The sequence below is a fragment of the Jeotgalibaca sp. PTS2502 genome, assembly GCF_001975685.1.
Taxonomy (GTDB): domain Bacteria; phylum Bacillota; class Bacilli; order Lactobacillales; family Aerococcaceae; genus Jeotgalibaca; species Jeotgalibaca arthritidis.
In genome coordinates this window covers 1728271-1752203 of the sequence record NZ_CP019433.1, presented here as the reverse complement: position 1 = coordinate 1752203, position 23933 = coordinate 1728271, and the positions used below count along the sequence as shown (strand labels likewise).

18 protein-coding genes, 27 tRNA genes, 3 rRNA genes and 1 other annotated feature are annotated in these 23933 nt (G+C 40.8%); of the genes, 2 read left to right on the top strand and 46 right to left on the bottom strand.

Annotated elements, in window-relative coordinates:
• Positions 1 to 30: 30 nt before the first annotated feature.
• The 32 genes from BW721_RS08765 to BW721_RS08610 all read right to left on the bottom strand — a co-directional run bounded on the left by BW721_RS08765 (position 31) and on the right by BW721_RS08610 (position 10571).
• Complete coding sequence (locus BW721_RS08765) at positions 31 to 1113, bottom strand: PLP-dependent transferase (RefSeq protein WP_076767918.1); 1083 nt, start codon at positions 1111 to 1113, stop codon at positions 31 to 33.
• Positions 1110 to 2306 (bottom strand): MalY/PatB family protein, encoded by a 1197-nt coding sequence (locus tag BW721_RS08760; RefSeq protein WP_076767916.1) that lies wholly within the window; start codon positions 2304 to 2306, stop codon positions 1110 to 1112. Before BW721_RS08760 ends, BW721_RS08765 begins: the two co-directional genes overlap by 4 nt.
• Before the next feature lie 62 nt (positions 2307 to 2368).
• Positions 2369 to 2601 (bottom strand) — a binding site (T-box leader).
• 311 nt (positions 2602 to 2912) lie between these two features.
• Positions 2913 to 2996: transfer RNA gene (locus tag BW721_RS08755), tRNA-Leu, on the bottom strand.
• 34 nt (positions 2997 to 3030) lie between these two features.
• Positions 3031 to 3101, bottom strand: a tRNA-Cys gene (locus BW721_RS08750).
• A gap of 6 nt (positions 3102 to 3107) precedes the next feature.
• Positions 3108 to 3179: transfer RNA gene (locus tag BW721_RS08745), tRNA-Gln, on the bottom strand.
• A gap of 10 nt (positions 3180 to 3189) precedes the next feature.
• Positions 3190 to 3262: transfer RNA gene (locus tag BW721_RS08740), tRNA-His, on the bottom strand.
• Between the two features lie 12 nt (positions 3263 to 3274).
• Positions 3275 to 3345, bottom strand: a tRNA-Trp gene (locus BW721_RS08735).
• 16 nt (positions 3346 to 3361) lie between these two features.
• A tRNA-Tyr gene (locus BW721_RS08730) sits at positions 3362 to 3442 on the bottom strand.
• A 1-nt stretch (position 3443) separates the two neighbouring features.
• A tRNA-Phe gene (locus BW721_RS08725) sits at positions 3444 to 3519 on the bottom strand.
• A 42-nt stretch (positions 3520 to 3561) separates the two neighbouring features.
• Positions 3562 to 3634, bottom strand: a tRNA-Asp gene (locus BW721_RS08720).
• 2 nt (positions 3635 to 3636) lie between these two features.
• Positions 3637 to 3709, bottom strand: a tRNA-Val gene (locus BW721_RS08715).
• A gap of 46 nt (positions 3710 to 3755) precedes the next feature.
• Positions 3756 to 3827: transfer RNA gene (locus tag BW721_RS08710), tRNA-Glu, on the bottom strand.
• A gap of 15 nt (positions 3828 to 3842) precedes the next feature.
• Positions 3843 to 3916: transfer RNA gene (locus tag BW721_RS08705), tRNA-Ile, on the bottom strand.
• 12 nt (positions 3917 to 3928) lie between these two features.
• Positions 3929 to 3999: transfer RNA gene (locus BW721_RS08700), tRNA-Gly, on the bottom strand.
• Between the two features lies 1 nt (position 4000).
• Positions 4001 to 4076 (bottom strand) — tRNA-Asp (locus BW721_RS08695).
• 12 nt (positions 4077 to 4088) lie between these two features.
• Positions 4089 to 4161: transfer RNA gene (locus BW721_RS08690), tRNA-Met, on the bottom strand.
• Between the two features lie 35 nt (positions 4162 to 4196).
• Positions 4197 to 4286 (bottom strand) — tRNA-Ser (locus BW721_RS08685).
• A 41-nt stretch (positions 4287 to 4327) separates the two neighbouring features.
• Positions 4328 to 4399: transfer RNA gene (locus BW721_RS08680), tRNA-Glu, on the bottom strand.
• Between the two features lie 15 nt (positions 4400 to 4414).
• Positions 4415 to 4504: transfer RNA gene (locus BW721_RS08675), tRNA-Ser, on the bottom strand.
• 39 nt (positions 4505 to 4543) lie between these two features.
• Positions 4544 to 4617: transfer RNA gene (locus BW721_RS08670), tRNA-Ile, on the bottom strand.
• A gap of 42 nt (positions 4618 to 4659) precedes the next feature.
• A tRNA-Met gene (locus BW721_RS08665) sits at positions 4660 to 4733 on the bottom strand.
• 12 nt (positions 4734 to 4745) lie between these two features.
• Positions 4746 to 4819: transfer RNA gene (locus BW721_RS08660), tRNA-Pro, on the bottom strand.
• A gap of 9 nt (positions 4820 to 4828) precedes the next feature.
• Positions 4829 to 4902 (bottom strand) — tRNA-Arg (locus BW721_RS08655).
• A 10-nt stretch (positions 4903 to 4912) separates the two neighbouring features.
• A tRNA-Leu gene (locus BW721_RS08650) sits at positions 4913 to 4998 on the bottom strand.
• Between the two features lie 38 nt (positions 4999 to 5036).
• A tRNA-Gly gene (locus tag BW721_RS08645) sits at positions 5037 to 5108 on the bottom strand.
• A 7-nt stretch (positions 5109 to 5115) separates the two neighbouring features.
• Positions 5116 to 5188 (bottom strand) — tRNA-Thr (locus BW721_RS08640).
• A 12-nt stretch (positions 5189 to 5200) separates the two neighbouring features.
• Positions 5201 to 5282, bottom strand: a tRNA-Leu gene (locus BW721_RS08635).
• Between the two features lie 30 nt (positions 5283 to 5312).
• Positions 5313 to 5385: transfer RNA gene (locus BW721_RS08630), tRNA-Lys, on the bottom strand.
• A gap of 53 nt (positions 5386 to 5438) precedes the next feature.
• A tRNA-Val gene (locus BW721_RS08625) sits at positions 5439 to 5511 on the bottom strand.
• A 107-nt stretch (positions 5512 to 5618) separates the two neighbouring features.
• Positions 5619 to 5734, bottom strand: a 5S ribosomal RNA gene (gene rrf / locus BW721_RS08620).
• 155 nt (positions 5735 to 5889) lie between these two features.
• A 23S ribosomal RNA gene (locus BW721_RS08615) occupies positions 5890 to 8805 on the bottom strand.
• Positions 8806 to 9015: 210 nt separating this feature from the next.
• Positions 9016 to 10571, bottom strand: a 16S ribosomal RNA gene (locus tag BW721_RS08610).
• The 16S, 23S and 5S rRNA genes sit together here with 27 tRNA genes alongside, the layout of an rRNA operon.
• A gap of 475 nt (positions 10572 to 11046) precedes the next feature.
• Here BW721_RS08610 and manA point away from each other — a divergent pair.
• Positions 11047 to 12006 (top strand): mannose-6-phosphate isomerase, class I, encoded by a 960-nt coding sequence (gene manA, locus BW721_RS08605; RefSeq protein WP_076767914.1) that lies wholly within the window; start codon positions 11047 to 11049, stop codon positions 12004 to 12006.
• A gap of 42 nt (positions 12007 to 12048) precedes the next feature.
• On the opposite strand, the gene BW721_RS08600 is transcribed toward manA, so the two are convergent.
• The 14 genes from BW721_RS08600 to BW721_RS08535 form a co-directional block, all read right to left on the bottom strand.
• Positions 12049 to 12906: an ROK family protein gene (locus tag BW721_RS08600; protein WP_076767912.1), complete on the bottom strand. Its 858-nt coding sequence runs from the start codon at positions 12904 to 12906 to the stop codon at positions 12049 to 12051.
• Positions 12907 to 13698: 792 nt separating this feature from the next.
• Entirely contained in the window at positions 13699 to 15756 is a 2058-nt protein-coding gene (locus BW721_RS08595; protein WP_076767910.1) for a phage tail protein, read from the bottom strand.
• A gap of 106 nt (positions 15757 to 15862) precedes the next feature.
• Positions 15863 to 16336, bottom strand: a complete 474-nt coding sequence (locus BW721_RS08590) for a hypothetical protein (protein WP_076767909.1) — start codon at positions 16334 to 16336, stop codon at positions 15863 to 15865.
• Between the two features lie 121 nt (positions 16337 to 16457).
• On the bottom strand, positions 16458 to 16796 hold the full coding sequence (locus tag BW721_RS08585) for a hypothetical protein (RefSeq protein ID WP_076767907.1): 339 nt from the start codon (positions 16794 to 16796) through the stop codon (positions 16458 to 16460).
• A 20-nt stretch (positions 16797 to 16816) separates the two neighbouring features.
• A complete protein-coding gene (locus BW721_RS08580; RefSeq protein WP_076767905.1) occupies positions 16817 to 17434 on the bottom strand; it encodes a hypothetical protein in 618 nt (205 codons plus the stop codon).
• Positions 17435 to 17584: 150 nt separating this feature from the next.
• Entirely contained in the window at positions 17585 to 18103 is a 519-nt protein-coding gene (locus BW721_RS08575) for a hypothetical protein (protein WP_076767904.1), read from the bottom strand.
• A 32-nt stretch (positions 18104 to 18135) separates the two neighbouring features.
• The gene (locus BW721_RS08570; protein WP_076767902.1) at positions 18136 to 18669 is read right to left on the bottom strand and encodes a hypothetical protein; all 534 of its coding nucleotides are present in this window, start codon (positions 18667 to 18669) and stop codon (positions 18136 to 18138) included.
• Positions 18670 to 19276: 607 nt separating this feature from the next.
• A complete protein-coding gene (locus BW721_RS08565) occupies positions 19277 to 20137 on the bottom strand; it encodes an ATP-binding protein (protein WP_076767899.1) in 861 nt (286 codons plus the stop codon).
• A gap of 14 nt (positions 20138 to 20151) precedes the next feature.
• Complete coding sequence (locus tag BW721_RS08560; protein WP_076767898.1) at positions 20152 to 21099, bottom strand: phage replisome organizer N-terminal domain-containing protein; 948 nt, start codon at positions 21097 to 21099, stop codon at positions 20152 to 20154.
• 16 nt (positions 21100 to 21115) lie between these two features.
• Positions 21116 to 21373 (bottom strand): hypothetical protein, encoded by a 258-nt coding sequence (locus tag BW721_RS08555; RefSeq protein WP_076767896.1) that lies wholly within the window; start codon positions 21371 to 21373, stop codon positions 21116 to 21118.
• Positions 21374 to 21559: 186 nt separating this feature from the next.
• Positions 21560 to 21838 (bottom strand): hypothetical protein, encoded by a 279-nt coding sequence (locus BW721_RS08550; protein WP_076767894.1) that lies wholly within the window; start codon positions 21836 to 21838, stop codon positions 21560 to 21562.
• 301 nt (positions 21839 to 22139) lie between these two features.
• Positions 22140 to 22442, bottom strand: coding sequence for a helix-turn-helix domain-containing protein (locus BW721_RS08545; protein WP_076767892.1), 303 nt, complete (start codon positions 22440 to 22442; stop codon positions 22140 to 22142).
• 12 nt (positions 22443 to 22454) lie between these two features.
• On the bottom strand, positions 22455 to 22925 hold the full coding sequence (locus BW721_RS08540) for a helix-turn-helix domain-containing protein (protein WP_076767891.1): 471 nt from the start codon (positions 22923 to 22925) through the stop codon (positions 22455 to 22457).
• A 25-nt stretch (positions 22926 to 22950) separates the two neighbouring features.
• Complete coding sequence (locus tag BW721_RS08535; RefSeq protein WP_076767889.1) at positions 22951 to 23175, bottom strand: helix-turn-helix transcriptional regulator; 225 nt, start codon at positions 23173 to 23175, stop codon at positions 22951 to 22953.
• A gap of 133 nt (positions 23176 to 23308) precedes the next feature.
• Between BW721_RS08535 and BW721_RS08530 the strand changes: the two genes are divergently transcribed.
• A complete protein-coding gene (locus BW721_RS08530; protein WP_076767887.1) occupies positions 23309 to 23917 on the top strand; it encodes a helix-turn-helix domain-containing protein in 609 nt (202 codons plus the stop codon).
• Positions 23918 to 23933 lie beyond the last annotated feature (16 nt).

The window sequence follows — 23933 nt, the reverse complement described above, 5'->3', positions numbered from 1 at the left end:
GAAGTAAGTGGACGACCACTTACTTCTCATCTAATCTAATACAGCCTTTAAATCCGCGATCAAATCATTCTCATCCTCAATACCGACTGATAGTCGGACTAAATCTGGCGTTAACCCATACGATTCTCTTAACTCTTTTGGAACATCCGCATGTGTTTGGCTAGTCGGATAGGTAATTAAACTTTCTACCCCACCCAAACTCTCAGCAAAGGTAAATAGTTTTACACTTGCTAAAATTGATGGAATTTGTTCAGCATCATGAATACGAACACTAATCATCGCACCTTTTCCTGGATAAAGAACCTCTTTCACTTGAGAGAAAGTTTTCAAAGCCGATACAATTGCCTTAGCATTCTTTTCTTGTTTATCTAAACGAAGCGGCAACGTTTTTAAACTTCTAATAAAGAGCCAACAATCAAACGCCGATAAAGTTGGACCAGTTGTATTCGCTAACCATTTCAACTTTTCACCTATTTGCGAATCACTAGTCACAACAACGCCTGCTAAAACATCGTTATGACCTGTTAGATACTTGGTTCCAGAATGAACAACAATATCTGCACCTAGCTCTAATGGCCGTTGCCGCAATGGCGTTAAGAAGGTATTATCAACGATTACACGAGCACCTAATGCCTTCGCTTGTTCGCTGAGTGAAACTAGGTCAATTTCTTGCATAAGTGGATTAGTGGGTGACTCTACGAATACGGCAGTGGTTTGCTGGTTTAACTGCTGAGTAAATTCTTCTTCCGTCGCAAAATAAGAGAAGCTCGCTATACCTTTAGCTTCTAATTCATTAAAGTAGCGGAAGCTGCCCCCATATAAGTCTCGCGATACTAAAAAATGACTCCCTACATCAAATAACTGAAAAACAAGTTGGATCGCACTCATACCTGAACTTGTCGCAACAGCAGCACTACCACCTTCTAAAGTCGCTAGTCCTTCTTCTAAAATATCCCGTGTTGGATTGCAAGTACGGCTATAGTCATAACCTGTACTTTGTCCTAAGCCAGGATGGGCAAAGGTTGAAGACAAATGAATAGGCGGGCTGATTGCTCCTGTTGCAGGATCCGAATGGTTGCCTAGTTGGGCTAGAAAAGTATTAAAGTGACTCATTTATTTTCCTCCTTAAAGGTCCTAATAGCGTTTGTAAGTTGTTCTAATGCAAGTGTGATTCTATCTGGTGTTGTAGCTAGATTAAGACGTATAAAGCCTAAATAGTCTTCAGAGAACCATTCGCCATAATCAACTGCTAGCTTTGCTTTTTCTTGAACAATATCTTTAACTTTATCTTTAGGAATAATGGCTCGTAAATCAATCCAAAGTAAGTACGTTCCTTCTAAATCAGATACAATAAGCTGTGGAAACTCAGCTAATGCTTCTCGGACTAACAAATCGTTCGAGCGAATGACCGTTAGCAATGAATCAAACCACTCCTCACCACCGCGATAAGCAGCCTCACCTGCCACTTGACCTAATAAATTAACCTCAGTTTGCTGATAACGAATCATTTTTTGATCAAATTGTTCTCTTAGTTCTTGATCTGGAATAATGATATGAGAGTGAAGCAAAGATGCTAAATTAAAACTTTTAGATGGCGCGTTACAAACAATTAAACGATTGTGAAATCGCTCCTCCTCAATAGACAATACCGATTTAAAAGGATGAGCAGAAAGTTCAAAGTCTTGGTGAATTTCATCTGCAATTACAATCACATCATAACGTTCGCACAAAGTTAACATACCTTCAAGCTCTGATTCTTTCCAAATGCGACCAACAGGATTATGAGGCGAACACAATATAAATAATTTCGGTTGTTCCTTCTTTAGTACTTCTTCTAAAGCAGTTAAATCGACGCTGTAAGCCCCGTTATCATTTATCAAAGGTGATAATACCAATTTCCGATTAGTATCTTTTACAGCATTAAAAAAGGGGTAATAAACAGGCGGCTGGATTAACACACCATCCCCTTCATTAGAAAAACACTGGATTAAATGATAGAGTGATTGAACAACCCCATTTGAATAACGTAACCATTCTTCTTGTAAGTTGATATTATGCCTTTTTTTTTGCCAATTTGAAAAAGCTAAAAAATAGGCTTTATGAGGTAAAGAATAACCAAAAACACCATGACTCACCCGTTCAAACAATTCCTGAACGACTACTTCAGGCGCCTGAAATTCCATATCAGCTACCCAAAGTGGTAGTAACTCCGCATTACCAAACCGTTTATCCAATGCATCCCATTTTAATGACTGGGTATGACGTCTTTCTTTTTGATACCGTTCAATGAAACTGTTGATTGTCATTCATCCGACCTCCTATTTTTAGAAAATAAAAAATCCGTCCCTTTGTCCTACTAATCGTAAGACAAAGGGACGGATTGATTCCGTGTTACCACCCTAATTTATGTTAGTTAGAAAACCCAACACCTCTAAAGCTCCTATGAAGCTTGGCAATATAACGGTTGCTACCGTCTAAAAAGCGTTAACCTTTCAGAAACTCAGAGTTCATCTTCACTCACTTCATCAGTCCTCTTTTTCACCATGCAGAGGTCTCTAATAACTGATTATGATAAGCTACTCTTCTCTTCTTCGTTTAAATGAATTTTAAATGAGATAATGATGAAATTATAATGACAATAACAAAAAATGTCAATAGTCATTTTAAATAAGAAAAGCGGACAAGTCCGCCTTGGCCTATGAAAAAATAGGAAATTTGACCCTGAATTGTCAGGAGACTTCACGCTTCAGCGGGTTAGTCGAATGATATGCGTTAGCGAGCAGCGAAGCGCGCAATGGGGAAAATTTATCTTTTTTTCACTAGGTCAGGACTTGGGAGCTAGACAGTGATGGCTGAACTTATAATCCCCTAGTCTACAAAAAAAGCTCAGCTATCAGCTGAGCTTCAACGTATACCGGCGGCCGGGGTCGAACCGGCACGCCCTCGCGGGCACTGGATTTTGAGTCCAGCGCGTCTGCCTATTCCGCCACGCCGGCAAATTATTATGCAAGTTTTCATCCCTTTTGGGAAAGGCGGTAACCGGATTTGAACCGGTGATGAAGGTTTTGCAGACCTCTGCCTTACCACTTGGCTATACCGCCGAAAGACTGGGGTAGCTGGATTCGAACCAACGAGTGACGGAGTCAAAGTCCGTTGCCTTACCGCTTGGCTATACCCCATTAATAAAAGGGCGACTGATGGGAATCGAACCCACGAATGCCGGCGCCACAAGCCGGTGCGTTAACCACTTCGCCACAATCGCCATAATCCAAAACAGGGGTAGCAGGAATTGAACCCACACCAACGGTTTTGGAGACCGTTGTTCTACCTTTAAACTATACCCCTAAGGACTTAAAAAAAATGGAGGGGGGCAGATTCGAACTGCCGAACCCGAAGGAGCGGATTTACAGTCCGCCGCGTTTAGCCACTTCGCTACCCCTCCATGGTGGCTTGGGACGGAATCGAACCGCCGACACCTTGAGCTTCAATCAAGTGCTCTACCAACTGAGCTACCAAGCCATTAAGAAGTAATACTTTATTTAATTAATACAACTGTATTAACGGTTCCGACGGGATTTGAACCCGCGATCTCCTGCGTGACAGGCAGGCATGTTAACCCCTACACCACGGAACCAATGGAGGTTAACGGGATCGAACCGCTGACATCCTGCTTGTAAGGCAGACGCTCTCCCAGCTGAGCTAAACCTCCATGATATAAAACATACAGTTTATAAATCATCAATTAAATGACGATATGACCCGTACGGGATTCGAACCCGTGTTACCGCCGTGAAAGGGCGGTGTCTTAACCGCTTGACCAACGGGCCAGTTAAAAATAAAAATGGGCCTAAATGGACTCGAACCATCGACCTCACGCTTATCAGGCGTGCGCTCTAACCAGCTGAGCTATAGGCCCATAAAATAAAAAAGCGGGTGAGGAGAATCGAACTCCCGACAACAGCTTGGAAGGCTGTGGTTTTACCACTAAACTACACCCGCGTGGCGGTTCCGACGGGATTTGAACCCGCGATCTCCTGCGTGACAGGCAGGCATGTTAACCCCTACACCACGGAACCATTTTAAAAAAATTGCGGGGGCAGGACTTGAACCTGCGACCTTCGGGTTATGAGCCCGACGAGCTGCCAACTGCTCCACCCCGCGATAATATTAATAGATAACTTTTAAAAAAGTTATAAAGGAGGATAAGGGATTCGAACCCTTGCACGCTTTTACACGCCTGACGGTTTTCAAGACCGTTCCCTTCAGCCGGACTTGGGTAATCCTCCGAGATGTTAATGATATTTAATTTATCATAAAAATATGATAATGACCCGTACGGGATTCGAACCCGTGTTACCGCCGTGAAAGGGCGGTGTCTTAACCGCTTGACCAACGGGCCTTGTTCTTTTAAAAACGGAGAAGGAGGGATTTGAACCCTCGCGCCGGTATGATCCGACCTACACCCTTAGCAGGGGCGCCTCTTCAGCCACTTGAGTACTTCCCCAATCAAAGATAGCTTATGCTGCAAGTAATTTTGCTGCAATGGACCTTGCAGGACTCGAACCTGCGACCGGACGGTTATGAGCCGTCTGCTCTAACCAACTGAGCTAAAGGTCCAGGCTCTTAATGTGACCTTTTCTGAACGTCCATTTTTAAAAATAGCGGCGGAGGGGATCGAACCCCCGACCTCCCGGGTATGAACCGGACGCTCTAGCCAGCTGAGCTACACCGCCAAAAATATTAAATCGGGAAGACAGGATTCGAACCTGCGACCCCTTGGTCCCAAACCAAGTGCTCTACCAAGCTGAGCTACTTCCCGTAATTTAAATGCACCCAGCAGGAGTCGAACCTGCAACCGCCTGATTCGTAGTCAGGTACTCTATCCAATTGAGCTATGGGTGCATATTAAAAATGCCGAGGATCGGGGTCGAACCGATACGGTGAGAACTCACCGCAGGATTTTAAGTCCTGTGCGTCTGCCAATTCCGCCACCCCGGCATTACAATATTATGAAACTTTAAGGATATGATCCTTAAAGCGGAAGACGGGGTTCGAACCCGCGACCCCCACCTTGGCAAGGTGGTGTTCTACCACTGAACTACTTCCGCAAAAAGATGCCGGCTAAAGGACTTGAACCCTCGACCCTCTGATTACAAATCAGATGCTCTACCAACTGAGCTAAGCCGGCAAATTTTTAAAATGCGGGTGAAGGGACTTGAACCCCCACGCCTTGCGGCGCTAGATCCTAAATCTAGTGCGTCTGCCAATTCCGCCACACCCGCGCATCTTTTTATGCAATTGATAAAAAGAAATGAGTCATGCAGGGCTCGAACCTGCGACCCTCTGATTAAAAGTCAGATGCTCTACCAACTGAGCTAATGACTCAACTAAAGAGTTGAATTGTGAGTATTACTCACTTTGTCATATTACTATGACTATGGAGGTTAACGGGATCGAACCGCTGACATCCTGCTTGTAAGGCAGACGCTCTCCCAGCTGAGCTAAACCTCCGAAAATGTAAATATTATGTAAAGAACAGTTCTTGAACATAATACAATATTTTTTGCTAATCTGCAAGTTATTTTCTTTTGAAAACTTGTTTTTTAAAGAAAATATATGCGCGGCAGCGTCCTACTCTCACAAAGGGAAACCCTTCACTACAATCGGCGCTAAGAAGCTTAACTTCTGTGTTCGGGATGGGAACAGGTGTGACCTTCTTGCCATCGCCACCGCACATATTGTCATGGCTGTTGCTGCTTTAGCAGTTTTCAGACATGATACACTTGGGCTATGCCCACAGTGTTTTTTCTGAGGTTGTTCCCTCAAAACTGAATAGTTAACACGAAACCCTTGGTTTGAAACTCATTTTACGTCATTACCGTCTTATTATTGGTTAAGTCCTCGACCGATTAGTACTAGTCCGCTCCATACATCGCTGCACTTCCACTTCTAGCCTATCTACCTGATCGTCTCTCAGGGGTCTTACTCATTTAAAATGATGGGAAATCTCATCTTGAGGGGGGCTTCACGCTTAGATGCTTTCAGCGTTTATCCCGTCCACACATAGCTACCCAGCAATGCCCTTGGCAGAACAACTGGTACACCAGCGGTGTGTCCATCCCGGTCCTCTCGTACTAAGGACAGCTCCTCTCAAATTTCCAACGCCCGCGACGGATAGGGACCGAACTGTCTCACGACGTTCTGAACCCAGCTCGCGTGCCGCTTTAATGGGCGAACAGCCCAACCCTTGGGACCGACTACAGCCCCAGGATGCGACGAGCCGACATCGAGGTGCCAAACCTCCCCGTCGATGTGAACTCTTGGGGGAGATAAGCCTGTTATCCCCAGGGTAGCTTTTATCCGTTGAGCGATGGCCCTTCCATGCGGAACCACCGGATCACTAAGCCCGACTTTCGTCCCTGCTCGACTTGTAGGTCTCGCAGTCAAGCTCCCTTCTGCCTTTGCACTCTACGAATGATTTCCAACCATTCTGAGGGAACCTTTGGGCGCCTCCGTTACATTTTAGGAGGCGACCGCCCCAGTCAAACTGCCCGACTGACACTGTCTCCCCACCCGATAAGGGTGGCGGGTTAGAGTGGTCCTGCTACAAGGGTAGTATCCCAATGGCGCCTCCATCGAGACTAGCGTCCCGACTTCAATGGCTCCTACCTATCCTGTACATGTAGCAGAAACAATCAATATCAACCTGCAGTAAAGCTCCATGGGGTCTTTCCGTCCTGTCGCGGGTAACCAGCATCTTCACTGGTACTATAATTTCACCGAGTCTCTCGTTGAGACAGTGCCCAAATCGTTACGCCTTTCGTGCGGGTCAGAACTTACCTGACAAGGAATTTCGCTACCTTAGGACCGTTATAGTTACGGCCGCCGTTTACTGGGGCTTCAATTCAAAGCTTCGCCGAAGCTAACCTCTCCTCTTAACCTTCCAGCACCGGGCAGGCGTCAGCCCCTATACGTCATCTTTCGATTTTGCAGAGACCTGTGTTTTTGATAAACAGTCGCTTGGGCCTATTCACTGCGGCTGACCTTGCGGTCAGCACCCCTTCTCCCGAAGTTACGGGGTCATTTTGCCGAGTTCCTTAACGAGAGTTCGCTCGCTCACCTTAGGATGCTCTCCTCGACTACCTGTGTCGGTTTGCGGTACGGGCAGTTGGTTTCTAACTAGAAGCTTTTCTTGGCAGTGTGACATCAGGAACTTCGGTACTTAAATTTCCCTCCCCATCACAACTTGTCCGTATAATAGAAAGCATTTGACTCTCTACAAGACTTGTTGCTTGGACGTGCTCTTCCAATCGCACGCATTTCCTTAGCCTCCTGCGTCCCTCCATCGTTCAAACAAAAACAACTGGTACAGGAATATCAACCTGTTGTCCATCGCCTACGCCTATCGGCCTCGGCTTAGGTCCCGACTAACCCTGGGAGGACGAGCCTTCCCCAGGAAACCTTAGTCATACGGTGGACGGGATTCTCACCCGTCTTTCGCTACTCATACCGGCATTCTCACTTCTAAGCGCTCCACCAGTCCTCACGGTCTAGCTTCAATGCCCTTAGAACGCTCTCCTACCACTCAACCTAATGGTTGAATCCACAGCTTCGGTGATCTGTTTAGCCCCGGTAAATTTTCGGCGCAGGGTCACTCGACTAGTGAGCTATTACGCACTCTTTGAATGATGGCTGCTTCTAAGCCAACATCCTAGTTGTCTGTGCAACCCCACATCCTTTTCCACTTAACAGATACTTTGGGACCTTAGCTGGTGGGCTGGGTTGTTTCCCTTTCGACTACGGATCTTATCACTCGCAGTCTGACTCCCGGACTTGAATCCATGGCATTCGGAGTTTATCTGAATTCGGTAACCCGAGAAGGGCCCCTAGTCCAAACAGTGCTCTACCTCCACGATTCGTTTATCCGAGGCTAGCCCTAAAGCTATTTCGGAGAGAACCAGCTATCTCCAGGTTCGATTGGAATTTCTCCGCTACCCACACCTCATCCCCGCACTTTTCAACGTGCGTGGGTTCGGTCCTCCAGTGCGTATTACCGCACCTTCAACCTGGACATGGGTAGGTCACCTGGTTTCGGGTCTACGACCACATACTCATTCGCCCTATTCAGACTCGCTTTCGCTGCGGCTCCGTCTTTTCAACTTAACCTCGCATGGGATCGTAACTCGCCGGTCCATTCTACAAAAGGTACGCCATCACCCATTAACGGGCTCTGACTACTTGTAAGCACACGGTTTCAGGTACTATTTCACTCCCCTTCCGGGGTGCTTTTCACCTTTCCCTCACGGTACTGGTTCACTATCGGTCACTAGGGAGTATTTAGCCTTGGGAGATGGTCCTCCCGGATTCCGACGGAATTTCTCGTGTTCCGCCGTACTCAGGATACTGGTAGAGCTGCGTTAGATTTCGCATACGGGGCTTTTACCCTGTTTCGCGTGGCTTTCCAGCCAGCTTCTGCTATCCATTGCAGTCTCACGTCCCAGTCCTACAACCCCAAAGAGCAAGCTCTTTGGTTTGGGCTTTTCCCGTTTCGCTCGCCGCTACTCAGGGAATCGAATTTTCTTTCTCTTCCTGCAGGTAATGAGATGTTTCAGTTCCCTGCGTGTACCTCAAACACGCTATGTATTCACGTGTTTGTAATATCCTATCAAAGATATTGGGTTTCCCCATTCGGAAATCTCCGGATCATAGCTTACTTACAGCTCCCCGGAGCATATCGGAGTTAGTCCCGTCCTTCATCGGCTCCTAGTGCCTAGGCATCCACCGTGCGCCCTTATTCACTTAACCTATGGTCAAGTTTCAGCCATTGCTGGCCTTTACTATCAAACTGTTTTCGTTAAAAAACTGTTCAACGTGTAACGCGGTAAAATGTTTTGGTTTCTTACTTTATATTTCATGTTATACTATTCAGTTTTCAAGGAACAATGCGTTTGAGAGTTAACCTCTCAAAACTGAACAAGAATGTGAACATCGGCAGGTTCCATATAATTTCCTTAGAAAGGAGGTGATCCAGCCGCACCTTCCGATACGGCTACCTTGTTACGACTTCACCCCAATCATCTATCCCACCTTAGGCGGCTGGCTCCCATAAGGGTTACCCCACCGACTTCGGGTGTTACAAACTCTCGTGGTGTGACGGGCGGTGTGTACAAGACCCGGGAACGTATTCACCGCGGCGTGCTGATCCGCGATTACTAGCGATTCCGGCTTCATGCAGGCGAGTTGCAGCCTGCAATCCGAACTGAGAATGGCTTTAAGAGATTCGCTTGCCCTCGCGGGTTTGCTGCTCGTTGTACCATCCATTGTAGCACGTGTGTAGCCCAGGTCATAAGGGGCATGATGATTTGACGTCATCCCCACCTTCCTCCGGTTTGTCACCGGCAGTCTTATTAGAGTGCCCAACTGAATGCTGGCAACTAACAATAGGGGTTGCGCTCGTTGCGGGACTTAACCCAACATCTCACGACACGAGCTGACGACAACCATGCACCACCTGTCACCTTGTCCCCGAAGGGAACGTCCTATCTCTAGGAGTGTCAAGGGATGTCAAGACCTGGTAAGGTTCTTCGCGTTGCTTCGAATTAAACCACATGCTCCACCGCTTGTGCGGGTCCCCGTCAATTCCTTTGAGTTTCAGCCTTGCGGCCGTACTCCCCAGGCGGAGTGCTTAATGCGTTAACTGCAGCACTGAAGGGTGGAAACCCTCCAACACTTAGCACTCATCGTTTACGGCGTGGACTACCAGGGTATCTAATCCTGTTTGCTCCCCACGCTTTCGAGCCTCAGCGTCAATTACAGACCAGAGAGTCGCCTTCGCCACTGGTGTTCCTCCATATATCTACGCATTTCACCGCTACACATGGAATTCCACTCTCCTCTTCTGCATTCAAGTTCCCCAGTTTCCAATGACCTTCCACGGTTGAGCCGTGGGCTTTCACATCAGACTTAAGGAACCGCCTGCGCTCGCTTTACGCCCAATAAATCCGGACAACGCTTGCCACCTACGTATTACCGCGGCTGCTGGCACGTAGTTAGCCGTGGCTTTCTGGTTGGGTACCGTCAAGGTAAGAGCAGTTACTCTCCTACTTGTTCTTCTCCAACAACAGAGTTTTACGATCCGAAAACCTTCTTCACTCACGCGGCGTTGCTCCGTCAGACTTTCGTCCATTGCGGAAGATTCCCTACTGCTGCCTCCCGTAGGAGTTTGGGCCGTGTCTCAGTCCCAATGTGGCCGATCACCCTCTCAGGTCGGCTACGCATCATCGTCTTGGTAGGCCGTTACCCTACCAACTAACTAATGCGCCGCGGGTCCATCTCCAAGTGACAGCACAAAGGCCGTCTTTCCTTCGGCTTCCATGTGGAAGCTGAAACTATGCGGTATTAGCACCCGTTTCCGGATGTTATCCCCCTCTTGAAGGTAGGTTACCCACGTGTTACTCACCCGTTCGCCACTAACGTCATAAGGAGCAAGCTCCTTAATCAATTCGTACGACTTGCATGTATTAGGCACGCCGCCAGCGTTCGTCCTGAGCCAGGATCAAACTCTCATGTTAAGTGTGGGCTCTTGTACAGAAACCCGACATGAAAAGCTGAATAGCTCTTTTTTGCTGACTTAATGTTTTTGCGATTATTATCGCGATTCGTTGTGTCATTCTTATTAATAAGAATGACCCTGCACGTTTGGTTCGTTCATTCTTTGTTCAGTTTTCAAAGGTCAAATCCGTTATCACGCGTTACGTTAAGTTCGTGTCGTGACAACTTCTATATAATATCATCTATCTTATTTTCTGTCAACTCTTTTTAAAAGTTTTTCAGATGTTTTGAAAAGATGTGTTTGTGCGCCTTAAACAAGCGACTTCGTTATAATAACATCTGATTTACAAAAGGTCAATATATTCTGTTGTATTAATATCGACTAAATTTAACGACACCGCGTTTAGTTCTATTATATTCTTCTTTTAAATCTATACCTTTTGTTTATAATAGATGTGTAAAGCATATCACGTTTATAACTTAAGGAGGATGAACATGCAAGAACCATTATTTATGAACCCTAAGCTTCAGGAAAAAATCTGGGGAGGAACTAAGCTACGTGATATCTATGGCTATGAAATCCCAAGTGAGCATACCGGTGAATGCTGGGCGATTAGTGCCCATTTAGATGGCGTTGGCACTATTTCCTCAGGTAGCCACGCTGGTGTGCCTTTAAATGAATTATATAAATTACATCCTGAGCTATTTGGTAATCCCTCGTCACCTGTGTTTCCTCTATTAACTAAAATTATTGATGCTACAGAAGACTTGTCTGTTCAAGTTCACCCTGATGATGAGTACGGATTAAAGTATGAAAATGACCTAGGTAAGACAGAATGCTGGTATATCATTGATGCGGATGAAGGTTCTGAAATTGTTTATGGACACTCTGCTCAAACAAAGGACGCTTTTGTTGAGATGATTGAAGCTGGTCAATGGGATGACTTATTGACTCGCGTTAAAGTTAAAAAAGGTGATTTCTTCTTTGTTCCTAGCGGCACCATTCACGCTATTGGAGCGGGAATTATGATTTTAGAGACACAACAGAGTAGCAACACGACTTATCGTGTCTATGATTATGACCGTCTTGACGATAATGGCAATGGTCGTGAACTCCACATTCAACAATCAATTGATGTTTCTATGATTCCTGATCAAAATCCTGATTTGTTTATTCAGACTAAAAAACTAGATGACAATGAGATTGTTACTCTTATTGAAAGTGACTACTTCTCTGTTTATAAATGGAATATTCAATCTAGTATTCATTTTGATAAACATGCACCTTATACTTTAGTCAGTGTTATAGAAGGAAACGGACAAGTTATTGTCAATGACATCTCTTATCCACTTGCTAAAGGTGATCACTTTATTTTACCAGCTACAGTAACCTCTTGGGACATTAGTGGTAACTTGGAAGTCATTGCTTCTAACCCTGGACCAAAAAATAGTTAATATATAGAAGAAAAAGAATCGAGAGACGCGCTCTCGATTCTTTTATTTTACTTGATTAGCTAAGAGGATAGCCCCTGTAATTCCTGCATTATCTCCTAAACCTGGTTTCACTAAATATGAATCAAGTTCAGGTACATCAACATAATTCCCTAGTAAGGCATCGAATGCTTCCTTTACCTTATCTAGCATCTTAGGTGCGTGCATAACGCCTCCGCCTAAAATAATACGTTCTGGACGAAGAATAACAGTATAGGCTACTAAAGCTTGTCCTATGTAGTTAGCCATGAAATCCCAAACTTGGTGGTCTGGATCGACATCTTTACCTGCCATATCTAGACGCCCATTAATAGAAGGACCTGCTGCCATTCCTTCTAAACAGTTTCCATGATATGGGCAAAAGCCGTCATAATGATCATCTTGATGTGGTTTTACTAATAAGTGTCCCATTTCAGGATGGCCAATTCCTTGTAATAATTGACCATTTACAATAGCTCCAGCTCCAACTCCTGTTCCAATGGTAATATACATCACATTGTTTAATCCGGCTGCTGCCCCTTTTTCTGATTCACCTAGTGCAGCAGCATTAACATCCGTTGTCCATCCCATTGGAATATCATAACGTTCCCTCATAGCTCCTAAGAAGTCGAAATCTTTCCAAGCCAATTTTGGTGTTGATAAAACATAGCCATAAGTTTCAGATTTTTCGTTAATATCAATCGGTCCAAACGAACCAATTCCGATACTTGCTAATTCATATTGATCAAAAAATTCAAAAACGTGTGCTAATGTTTCTTCTGGTGTCGTTGTTGGGAAGGAAACGCGCTCAATAATTTCGTTCTTTTCATTTCCAATTGCACATACAAATTTTGTTCCGCCTGCTTCAATTGCTCCTACTAGCATGATTAGTCACCTATTCTTCTTATATTGTTATTTAAAACCCTTTCAAATGATTATAAGTCTTTAATAGAAAGTTCTCAACTAGGTATATACCATTTTTTAAGAAAAGCGGACAAGTAGGCCAGGACTTGGGAGCTAGACATTGATGGCTGAACTTATAATCCCCTAGTCTATAAAAAAACGAGGGTAAGAAAAGAATTTATCTTTTCTTACCCTCGTTTAATCGTTTTTTTTATGGGTTATGGGGGTCTGCTTTAGACATTTTCTAGCAGTTCTTATTAGTTAGTTTCAACGTATTATATAGTAGAAATAAAAAATATGTTATCTGCTAATTACTGATGATTCATTACACACGTAGTTAATTACGTAGTCAAAAATATTCCAGCCAAGGATAGAGAATAATTTGAGTAGCTTGCATTGTTTTGTGCAGGCTTATTTGACGTATGGTCAGCCTAAAATTCGGCTAACCCCTTTAGAAGGCAATCGGCGGAAAATTCAGCTGATTCAACTCATGGAATCGCAATTCGCTAGTCCTTAAATGGGGGTGAACCGTCCAATTCTTGGATAAAATCACGGTAAAGGGTAACCCAATTTTGGAGCACCCTTTAGTGCGTAGATGAGTTGAACTAGCTTATTTATGAGCGAGCTCCCGGGGTAGCGATTCGCTAGGTCGTCTCCATTTTTCACTTATTAAAAATTCTTTGTCTATCCACTTTCGATTAAATACTTCTCCTTCTGGATCTATCACAACAAACTTATTCCCTTTCATACCCATAGCGTAATTATCCATGATTATCATCGAAGAATCACAGCCTTTCTCCTAGCAGTTTCATTATTTTTTTTCTGCAGTTCCTGACTCATTCCAGGAGCCAATTGCGCACTTGCAATTCTGCCATCAATATAAACATCAAAGTCTTTATTCAATAGCTGATCCATTGCATCATAGAAGCGTGACTCAATCGTCTGAGAGGTCATCCCTGAGTCGATTGCAGACATATTAAGGATATGTGAAGCAGTTAACGCTAGTTCAGATTGAAGTGTTCCCGTAGCGATGTTGGCCATATCATCCATTGCATCTGTAACTGGCCTGATATTACCCTCAATACCAACAGCAAGCCCCTCTGGCAAGAACTTACCTACCTCATCACGCATCACACGTGATGGCGATTTTATACCAAAGAAGCCTTTAATACTACCTACCACGCTGTCTGTAAAGCCGCCAATCTTACCAATAATCCAATCTTTTACGGATGCAATACCATTCCAAAGACCCATTACCAAATCAGAACCAATCGACATTGCTTGTGCTTTTATTCCAGAAAACGCACTGATTAAAGCACGAATGACTTGCGGGATTTTTGCAACAATCCCAGGTATCGCATTGATTATACCTACTGCCATTTCTCCGATTAACTTCATACCTTCGCTTAAAAACTTAGGCAGGTAACTGCCGACTTTACTAATTACGTTTGCTATTAAATTCCCCATAGTTGATATGATCATGGGTAGGTTATTCCAAATTCCAGAAGCTAATTTTCCGATTAATTCCATCCCTTTTCTTACAATAGCAGGGAAGTTTTCAAGAATGGTTTGAAGCAGACCTGTGATAATAGATGTTATTCTTTGGATAATCATTGGGTAGTTATTCCACAGTCCTTGCGCAAGTCCTGTAATCAAATCATAACCACCCTGCATGATTGTAGGTACAGCGGCGACGATTGCCGTTAACACTTGATTAAGTATTTGCCCAATATTGGAAATGACAGAAGGCAATGCTTCAAAAAATCCATTTGCAAAGTTAACAATGAATTCCATACCATTTTGAACGATCGTTGGAAATTGCTCACGTAACCATCCAATCGCTTGTGCCAGGAATGTTTGTAGTTGTTGAAACATAACAGGTAGCCCTGTTGTGACCCCGTTTGACAAGGATGTTATCAAACCCATTCCTGCCTCCATTAATGCAGGAGAACCTGCTTGAATAAACGTTGTAATGGCCGATGGTAGCCCTTGAATGATATTTCCAATCGCTGGTATTAAGTTGTCAAAGAGGTAAGTGCTCGCTGTTTCTGCCAGTGCTTTCATCGATGGCCCTATATCATTACCCAATGTTAGATTACCTTTAAAATTTTTGAACGCACCTTGCATTGCAGCGAATGAACCGCCTAATGTTTCGGCTGCTTCTTTAGCAGTTGTTCCAGTTATTCCCATTTCTTCTTGAATAACGTGTACCGCTTGATAGACATCATCAAGGTTGTCAATGTTATAGTCAACACCAGACAATTTGGTAGCATCGCTTAAGAGTTTTTCCATTTCTCCTTTTGTTCCAGAATAACCCAGTTTCAAGTTATCCAACATTTGATAATTACCTTTTGCGAAACCTTGGTAAGCATTTTGGATATCCTCAATCGATGTACCCATCTTGTTTGCGTTGTCGCCCATGTCAATCATTGCCATGTTCGCTGCTTCGGCCGCTGCTTCAGTGTCACCACCAACTGACTTAAGTAAAGATGCTGAGAACGATGTAGCTTGTTGCATAAAATCATTAGCGGATAAACCAGCCGTCTTATATGCCTCATTCGCATATTCTTTCATTTTAGCTGCACTATCTCCAAAAAGCGTATCAATACCGCCAATAGACTGCTCGAGCGCTGCACCTTCTGATATTGCAGATTTTAATGCTGCACCGATACCCGCCGCTGCAATCGCACCTTTAATTGCACCCGCAATGCTTAAACCAGCGCTTTTACCTGCTTTCTCACTTTCTCCGCCCATCGCTTCTTGAATCTTACCGCTTATTCCTTTAGCGGACGGAATTATCTGGACATATGCTTGCCCTAATTCTGTTGCCATATTCTCACCTTACTTTCTTTTTCTAATTTGCCAACCTCCCACCCAATTAATTAGAATCACCTCCCTTCGATTAAAGGCTACAAAATTAACCATCAATCACCCCCTCTCAAGTAACTATGGTGCTGAATATCTTCTTTTCTTCTGCAATAGTAGTTATTACACGTTCTGCAAAATCATCTTCCAAAACGCTGATACCATTCACTAGCCTAATACGTTCTTCTTTAAATTGCTGGCTTTGTTCAATCTCATAATCTTTATAAGCTTTCCAATATTCTAGGCTGTTTGGTTCGGCTAGGTGCATCAAAGCTAGGTTATCGCCTTGTTCAGCACGTTCTTTCAGCTTGATACGGCTTTCTTCTTGTCGTTTCTCTGCTTCTTGCCGTTGCTGTTCTAACTTCTTCTTGTGAGTTTCTGATGTTTCCCGTCTAATAACCTCACGTTCAGCCTTACGTTCTTCTCTTTTTCTTAAACGATCTCTTTCTTTAACGCTCTCATTTCTGCATGAAACACTACAATATTTGTTTTTAGTGTTCGTTACTTCGTTGTTACATACAGGACACTTTTTGATTATCTTAACCACCTCTTTCTTTTGAATTACGGACGTTTTAAGGAGCGGACAGGCTTACATATGTACAGTGACTGCGTGAAGGACAGACGCAGGGGTAGGGAGGTACCCACCCCCCCTCAATGATTGATAGCTATCAGTCATTCATTCCAGAAATATTTCTCAACAGACTTCTATATGCTTCTTCTTTTCGTTTGGTATCTTCCGACTTAAGACCTTGTCTTTCATACTTATCTTCCACTTCTTTAATAGCTTTGGCTTTCTCTTTTTCTATTTCAATCGATCGCTTCTTCTCGTTCTCTTCACGCTCCGATAGGACTGCCTTAGCTATTAAGTCATTCCATTCTTTTTGACTCTCTTTCTGTCGTTCCATTTTCTTGTTGAATTTTTCCCAAGACTCTGATGCCTTCTTATGATTCTCTTCATCCACACGATCTTGCATTCCTTTTAAATCTAAATATTTTTTTTCTATCATTACATTGACCTCCTTTTTTATTAGCCCCAATATTTATTAGTTGATTGTTCCGGCTCCGGCTGTTCTCCAGCTTTTTTAGATAGAAATGAACCTTTAACTTTATTCTGATAGAAATTATGCACGGTTTCTTGATTCTTATATTCTTTATCGATTGAAAACGTTGTGTTTCCATTTGGCAGCTGAAGAACTCCCGTTGGTTCTTTATACACTTCCCGTTGCAACATATGCATCAACTTATTTGCTTGATGCCACGTTTGAGTTGATTCATCTGCAATTACCTTTAATTCAGCTATTAAAGCCGCCGCACGTTGATTTTGCTCTTCGTGAACTGCATTAGCATTTTGAGTGATATCAAACAATAATTGATTGTATTCTTCCTTCGTAATCAGTGGACTATTAGATAGTTTGTCTTTTTGTTTTTTATAAAGTTCTTTGCCGTGTTTTGCAGACCAAATGGCATCCTTCGCATTTTTATACTTCTCAACGTCTATATCATTCTCTGCAACTGTTAAGTCTGCATTGGCCTGTTGCATTTCTTTTTCCGCATCTTCAATTTTTTTTGTATATTTTTTGATAGCATTTTTATTTTCAGTTATCTTTTCTGTTAGTAAAATTTCAATTTCGTTTATTGTTTTCAAAATATTTATCCCCTTAATATTATAATCTTTCTTCTATTGATTTTATTGATTTTATTGATTTTATTGATTTTATCCATTTCAGATTTAATTCACTTTACCTATTGCATCTATACTGAGTGCAATTACTCTCTTAAGAATCTTCTGAGCGATTCATATATTTAAAAGGTTTAGCATATCTTGAAAGTCCTCTGCCATTACTTCCTGATATTCTCCTGCCTTTTTAGGATCCCTTTCCTCTGTATCATCCTCCCAATCTTCAAATACTGAATATCCAAAGCAGTGAATACAGGCTTCCTCAATCTCATTTATTTCATTGAGACAAAGCTTTTCTGTTGTCTGCATTTCAATAGGTTTTTGTAACCAATACTTCTCCATTAATGCAATCTTGGTATTATGCGGTAACTGTTCAAAGAACCTCTTGAAATATCTATACTGAAACTCCATTATTTCCAAGCCTTTCTTCATTGCTACTTCTTTATCCACATAACGGCATACGTTCTTTTCAACTGAGAAGCCTCGCGAATATACCTTCAATCCGTCTGAAGTAATATAGGAGCTCATGGTTTGACTGTAGAAGAGAATCTGCTGTCTAGCTATTCGCTCTTTAGCTCTGTTTATCTTTCTATCAAGATTCATGTAATACTCTATGCATTTCTCATCTATTGCCACCCATACACCACCTTTAATGACGTTCTATCGTTTTAATTAGGTATACGAAACTTATCCATAGCAAATGCCTTTTCTTCCACTTCAGACTCTTGAAGAACTGATGTTAAGTGAAAATATATTCTATACTCTTTTGTTTGCAGATTCCGATTAATGTAAGCGACAAAATCACCTAAAAAATATTCTTCATATTTTTTAAACCGCTCTTCGCCCTGAAGAGATTTATAATGATTTTCTAGCCTGTAGGTTGCTGTTAATAATTGGTCTCTGTATACATTCAAAGATATTCCTTTTTCTTTTGCTATTTGTTTGCTACTCACAATTTTTGTAATATTAGATTGCTTATTTCTACCAGTAATAGGGTCTTCTATAACCTTAAAATCTGAGTATTGGATATATTTCTCATAGAGAATTGCATAATCTTCTTTCTCTAACCTAGCTAGTGATTTATAAAATAATCTGACACTTTGAATATGTATCTCTGAAATATTAGAAAAGTTCGTTTTAAAATATAGCCAATTGCGTAAAATATTCTTTATACCTAAATAGTATGTGTTCTCTTTTCCCAATTAACGACCTCCATCTTCTATTAATCAAAAAAACTATTCATACAATACAATTCCTTTTTCTATAAAATCCTTTTACTGATAATTGTTTTAAATCAATGAGCGGATTTTTCCGCTCATTGAAACTCTTTCTTTTCTTAAGATTCAATTTAAAATTTTTCATATTAAACAGATCGTACTAAATGGATTTTCTCCACCTACCTAATTAACAGTTTACATGGGGTAGCGATTCGATAGGTCATCTTAGCCTAGTTATATAGGCTCGATAATCAGCCGAGTTTTCGGCTGATTAGGTCTATCCAAAATTGGACACCCCTAAAATCGAGGCCTCCACAATTTTAGGGAACCCTGCGGAATTTTCCGCAACCCTATAGCCATCCTTTAACCATTAAAAATCTCACTGCTTAAAATTCCGCTGCGACAAGTAAATTTAGCAATTTGATACAGGTAGCCTAATTTTCGGCTATCCCTGCATATTTTTGTGCAATCCTAATTTAGGGCTCCATCTAAAGATGCCTGTGGTAACGTTTCGTTAGGCCAGGCACTGATTTAGTGCGTCAACTTCTCATACCCGCTAAATTGTCGGGTATAGAAAGCTGCAATCCTTTTGCTAATGAAATGATGGCCTTTTGTCAGTAATACCGTTGAAATCAATAACAGATAGATTTTTTGATAACCTGGATGAGATTCTCGGATCATAAGCTTTTTTAAATTGGTCATAAGAAAGATTAGTTGTTAAAATCGTACTTTTTAATCCGTCCCTAGCATTTATAACTTTGAACAATGTTTTAACTGTATGGTCACTGGCTTGCTTATACGTATCTATCTTCCCAATGTCAGTACCTAGATCATCTATAAAGAGCACATCTACATCTTTCATCAGCTTTAAGTAATAGTTATCTGTTTTTTTATCAGTCGCATTATTGTTGTATGATTCAATAATCAGCTCCAAGAGTGTTGTAAAATCTACAAACATAACAGACAACTGTTTTGAATATTTTTCAGAATAATCACTAATATTGGATGCAGCTGCATAAGCCAACATACTTTTCCCTGTCCCAGGGTTACCAGTAAGGAATATATTTCTAGTTTGGCCCTCTGCAATCTGCTTTGTTAATGTCATAATGCTCGCTTTAACGTCCTTTTCTTTATTAGTTGGCGTTTTATAATCATTAAAACCTTGTCCAACAAAAGCATGACTGCCGTAAATAGAGAAGCGTTTGAAATAAGCTTTTTTTTCATTATCGCTATAATGTAACGCCTTATCGCTCAATTCTTCATCTATTTCCTTACTTTTAGAAATTCCGTAACACTTAGGACAATGAATCTCATCTGTTTTTAAATTCATGATTTTCTTATACTTTCCTGAATGATTTTCGCTTGTACACCATTCATCAGTCATTAAGAACGTATCTTTTACCAGTTTCCCCTCAAATAACTCTCTCTGCATCCCTCTAACAGTATTTTGCATTGCTATGTTACCTCCTATCTGAATAAGCTAAAATCTTCTTCACTAGTGTTGGCCACATCCGCTGCTAATCTTTTTCGGCTATTTTCAAGTAATTCCTCAGTTGTCTTTGAAGATTCTTCAGAAATAAACGTATGTGTTCCCCTATTCTTGGATGCTTGGAATTGCTTTTCAGATGCATCTACATCCATGACTGTCTTAAAACCTTTATTGTTCCAGTTAATAAGGATTTTTTCGGCATAAGCCCAGTTTCTGATGTTCCTGATAACAGCCATCTCTAAAGCTTTAATAATTAAATGATCAGCATCATACGAGGATGATCCAATTTCTTTGAAATCATTATGAATAGCAACTATCTTATCTCTGATAAGAGGAGCGATAGTTCCAAAGCCATTTTCTTGGTAGAAAGTAAAAGGATTTAGCTTGTCGTTGTCGTTATTTTTGGACCTAACAACATCTAACTCTATACTCTTATCTTTAAACTCTTTCTCTATACTCTGGTTAACTTTCTGGTAACTTTCAGGTAACAATGTTACCTTATCGACTTCTAACCGCTTTTTGTCTTTTTTCTCATTAGCAATAAGTTTTTCCTCTGCTCGTTTCCTCCGCATTAACTCAGCTTTGTTAGTCTCACTGCCAACCATCTCATCCAGTTGTTTGAGAAAAATTTCTCCACTATCCAGGAGATCAATGAGGCCTATTTTTTTAAATAAATCCATAGCAACCCGAACAGTATCTGGGTCTGTTTGTGTCAGCTTTGCAAGTGTTTTTATATCATAAGGAATAAGATATTCTCCTACATACCTTATTAAGCGGCCATCAGACCTTAAAGAACGTAGACAGAGTTTTAAATAAAAAAGAGTGTATTCCGTACCGTTTTCTTGTTCTTCTAACCATTGCATCGTATCATCTTCAAAAAAATCTTCTTTTAACTTCAGCCAATAATATCTTTTGTTCTCACTCATGTAATCACCTTCTTTTTCATTCTAAATTATCTTGTAAGTCAATTAAAAAACTAGTAATAGCATTTAACTTGTCTATGTTTGCCTGATTTATGTCAAACACATCTTCCAAAGCATTATAAGTATATGTATAATGAAACGCCATATCTTCTACACTCATTGAACTTGGATTTTTTACTAAATCAATCCAGTTATTACTCATCTTTATCGAAAGAATTATTTCATAAATATCTGAATTCAATGCTTTTAACTGGTCTTTATTTATTTTATTTTTCATTTTTATGCCCTCATTCTCTAAGTTTAATTGCATCCATGCCCTAGTTAGTTGGTTACTCAATGAAGAGTAGCGCCTACAGCTTTAACGGCTATATCATCGTTAACTTGTAGCGTTGGCGGACTATAAGCGATTGCTACCCTTTAGTGAATAACCAACTCCTTGCATGCCTATTTAGTTTTTTGCATATTACTGCGCCCTTGTTAATCTGATCGCTTCATCTATCTGCTTATTAATCTCTATATTCAAGTCGGTAATCATATGGTGTATATTCTCGATATGAGGGTATATTCTACTCAAATCATGCCCGATGGCAATTAGCTTCTCTTCCCTGCTGTCATGGTCGGTAATTCTGCTTTCTAGTACATTCTCGGTCAACTCTCTGATGACTTCTGTTAAGGTATAAACAAATTCTTTCTTAGTGTTCGTATCTTCTAATAGTGAAATTATTTTTCTTTCGTTTGTCATGATTATTCTCTCCCTATATATCTGGTTTTTTCGTATTTTGTGTTACAATAATGGAAAGTAGGTTGATTAATTTACTTTCCTAGCGCTTAAGAAATGGCTGTTTCTTAGGTGCTTTTTTGTTGTCTTTTTTCTATAACAATCTCTTTCATTAGTCTGATGAATGTGTGAAAGACTATTGAAATTATCACTCCCACAAATAGACCACCGTAAAACGCTTCTTGTAGAATGGTCACCATCTCACCTCTCACCCTTTATATTTGTATTCTTTATTTCTCTATCCTTGGCTGGAATGTTTTAATTTTTAATATTTTTGACTATCTAAAAACGTTGCTACATCTTTCATATCAAACATGATTTCTTTGCCCTTGTTGAAGCTCTTCAAGCCCTTTGAGCGCCAATCTCGAATAACCTCTACCCCACACTTGAAATACTCGCATAATTGTTGCTGGTTCAAATAACGATCGTTAACAGTTATGCTTCGAGTTGTTTCCTCTACTGCATACCTTGCTAAAGTTAAAAAATCAGCGTATACGGCCTTTTCTATGTCAAGTGGTAAATAGACTGTGAGGCGTGGCATTTCTTCTTGTGGCTTCATCTGTTCCATAGTTTCACCCCCTTAATTAGCACCATTGAAGTAAAAACGATTGATCACTTTGTTTTCTTCTTTGCGAATAAACTTCACTTCTTTCAAAATATAAAGGCCGCTGCCATCGTAATACTCAAACAAATCATCGTTCTTTAATTCTTCCAGCAAGTCCATAAAGCCATAATCTCCACTCTCTAGCTCTAGAACCACATCCCCTATTTTTTCATCCAGGATCTTTACTTTTCCGTTATAAATTACTGTTTCCATAGTTATCTGCTCCTCTTCTTTTCCATGTAATAATTCATCCACTGAAATATTTGCTATTTCAGCTATTTTTTTTAATCTTGTTGTATTAGGTAGGTTTACACCACGTTCCCAACGGGATACTAAACTATCACTTGCTGGTGGGTCAAAACATTTTGCAAATTCGGCAGTAGTTTCTTTTCGATTAAGCCTAATGGACTTGATTCTACTTCCTACTTCTTTATTGATAATTTCCAAGTATCTTCACTCCTTCTTTTAATTGTTAACTTTTGCTAACTTTTTTATTAAAAAAAATTTCATCAATTGACAAGCTATTATCTATTTTCTTGAATAGCTCCAAAAGTATTTCTTTCTCCGCATCCTTAAAATTCGTTTTGCCATTTTCCTTTGAAGAAATTGCTTGGGCTGTACACCCCAATATCTTTCCTAAGTCTTCTTGCGTTAAACCAAGCATCACCCTGTAGCCTCTAACTTTATTGTGAGACATAAATTCACCCCTCTTCTATTTGTTAACTTTTGCTAACTTAAATGAATAATAACTTATATTTTTTTAAACGTCAATGTTTTTTGTTTACTTTTGTTAACTTTTTATTTAGTATAACAAGTAAGGAGGATTTAATATGAGAATAGACAACACATCTGTAGGGCAAAGAATTAAGCAACTAAGAATGAGTTTTGGATTTACCTTAGAAGAGTTTGGTCGAAAGTTCAATACAAGTAAAACTACTGTTTACAATTGGGAAAAAGGTAGAAATTTACCCAATAAAGAGAATTTAAAAACTATTGCAGAATTAGGGGATATAACGGTTGAAGAATTACTTTACGGAAAGAAATTGGAAATAGCATCTTTTGATACTAGCGATGAGTTCTTAGCTGAACGTGAAAAAATACTTAAAAAAATTAAATTAATTGAAATAAGCAGTCGAATTGAAATGCTAGATAATGATTATGTTAGGTCTTTAATAAACAAAGGAGAAGAAAAAGTACACAGCCTTCTATCAAACGATTCAATAAAAATAATAGAAGAAACAATTTCTAATTCGATTGAAGTACCATCTGACAATGACGAAAATACTGAAAATTTAGTCCAAATGAATATTGAGAGTTTTTACCTATCCATAGCCTTGTTAGATAAAAATAGCGCTGAGTACATATCTAAATTCTCAATTATTACTAAAGAAGAGCAAGAAATAATTTTGAGATTATTAGATTCAATGATAAAGAAGTAACATATTTGGATAAATA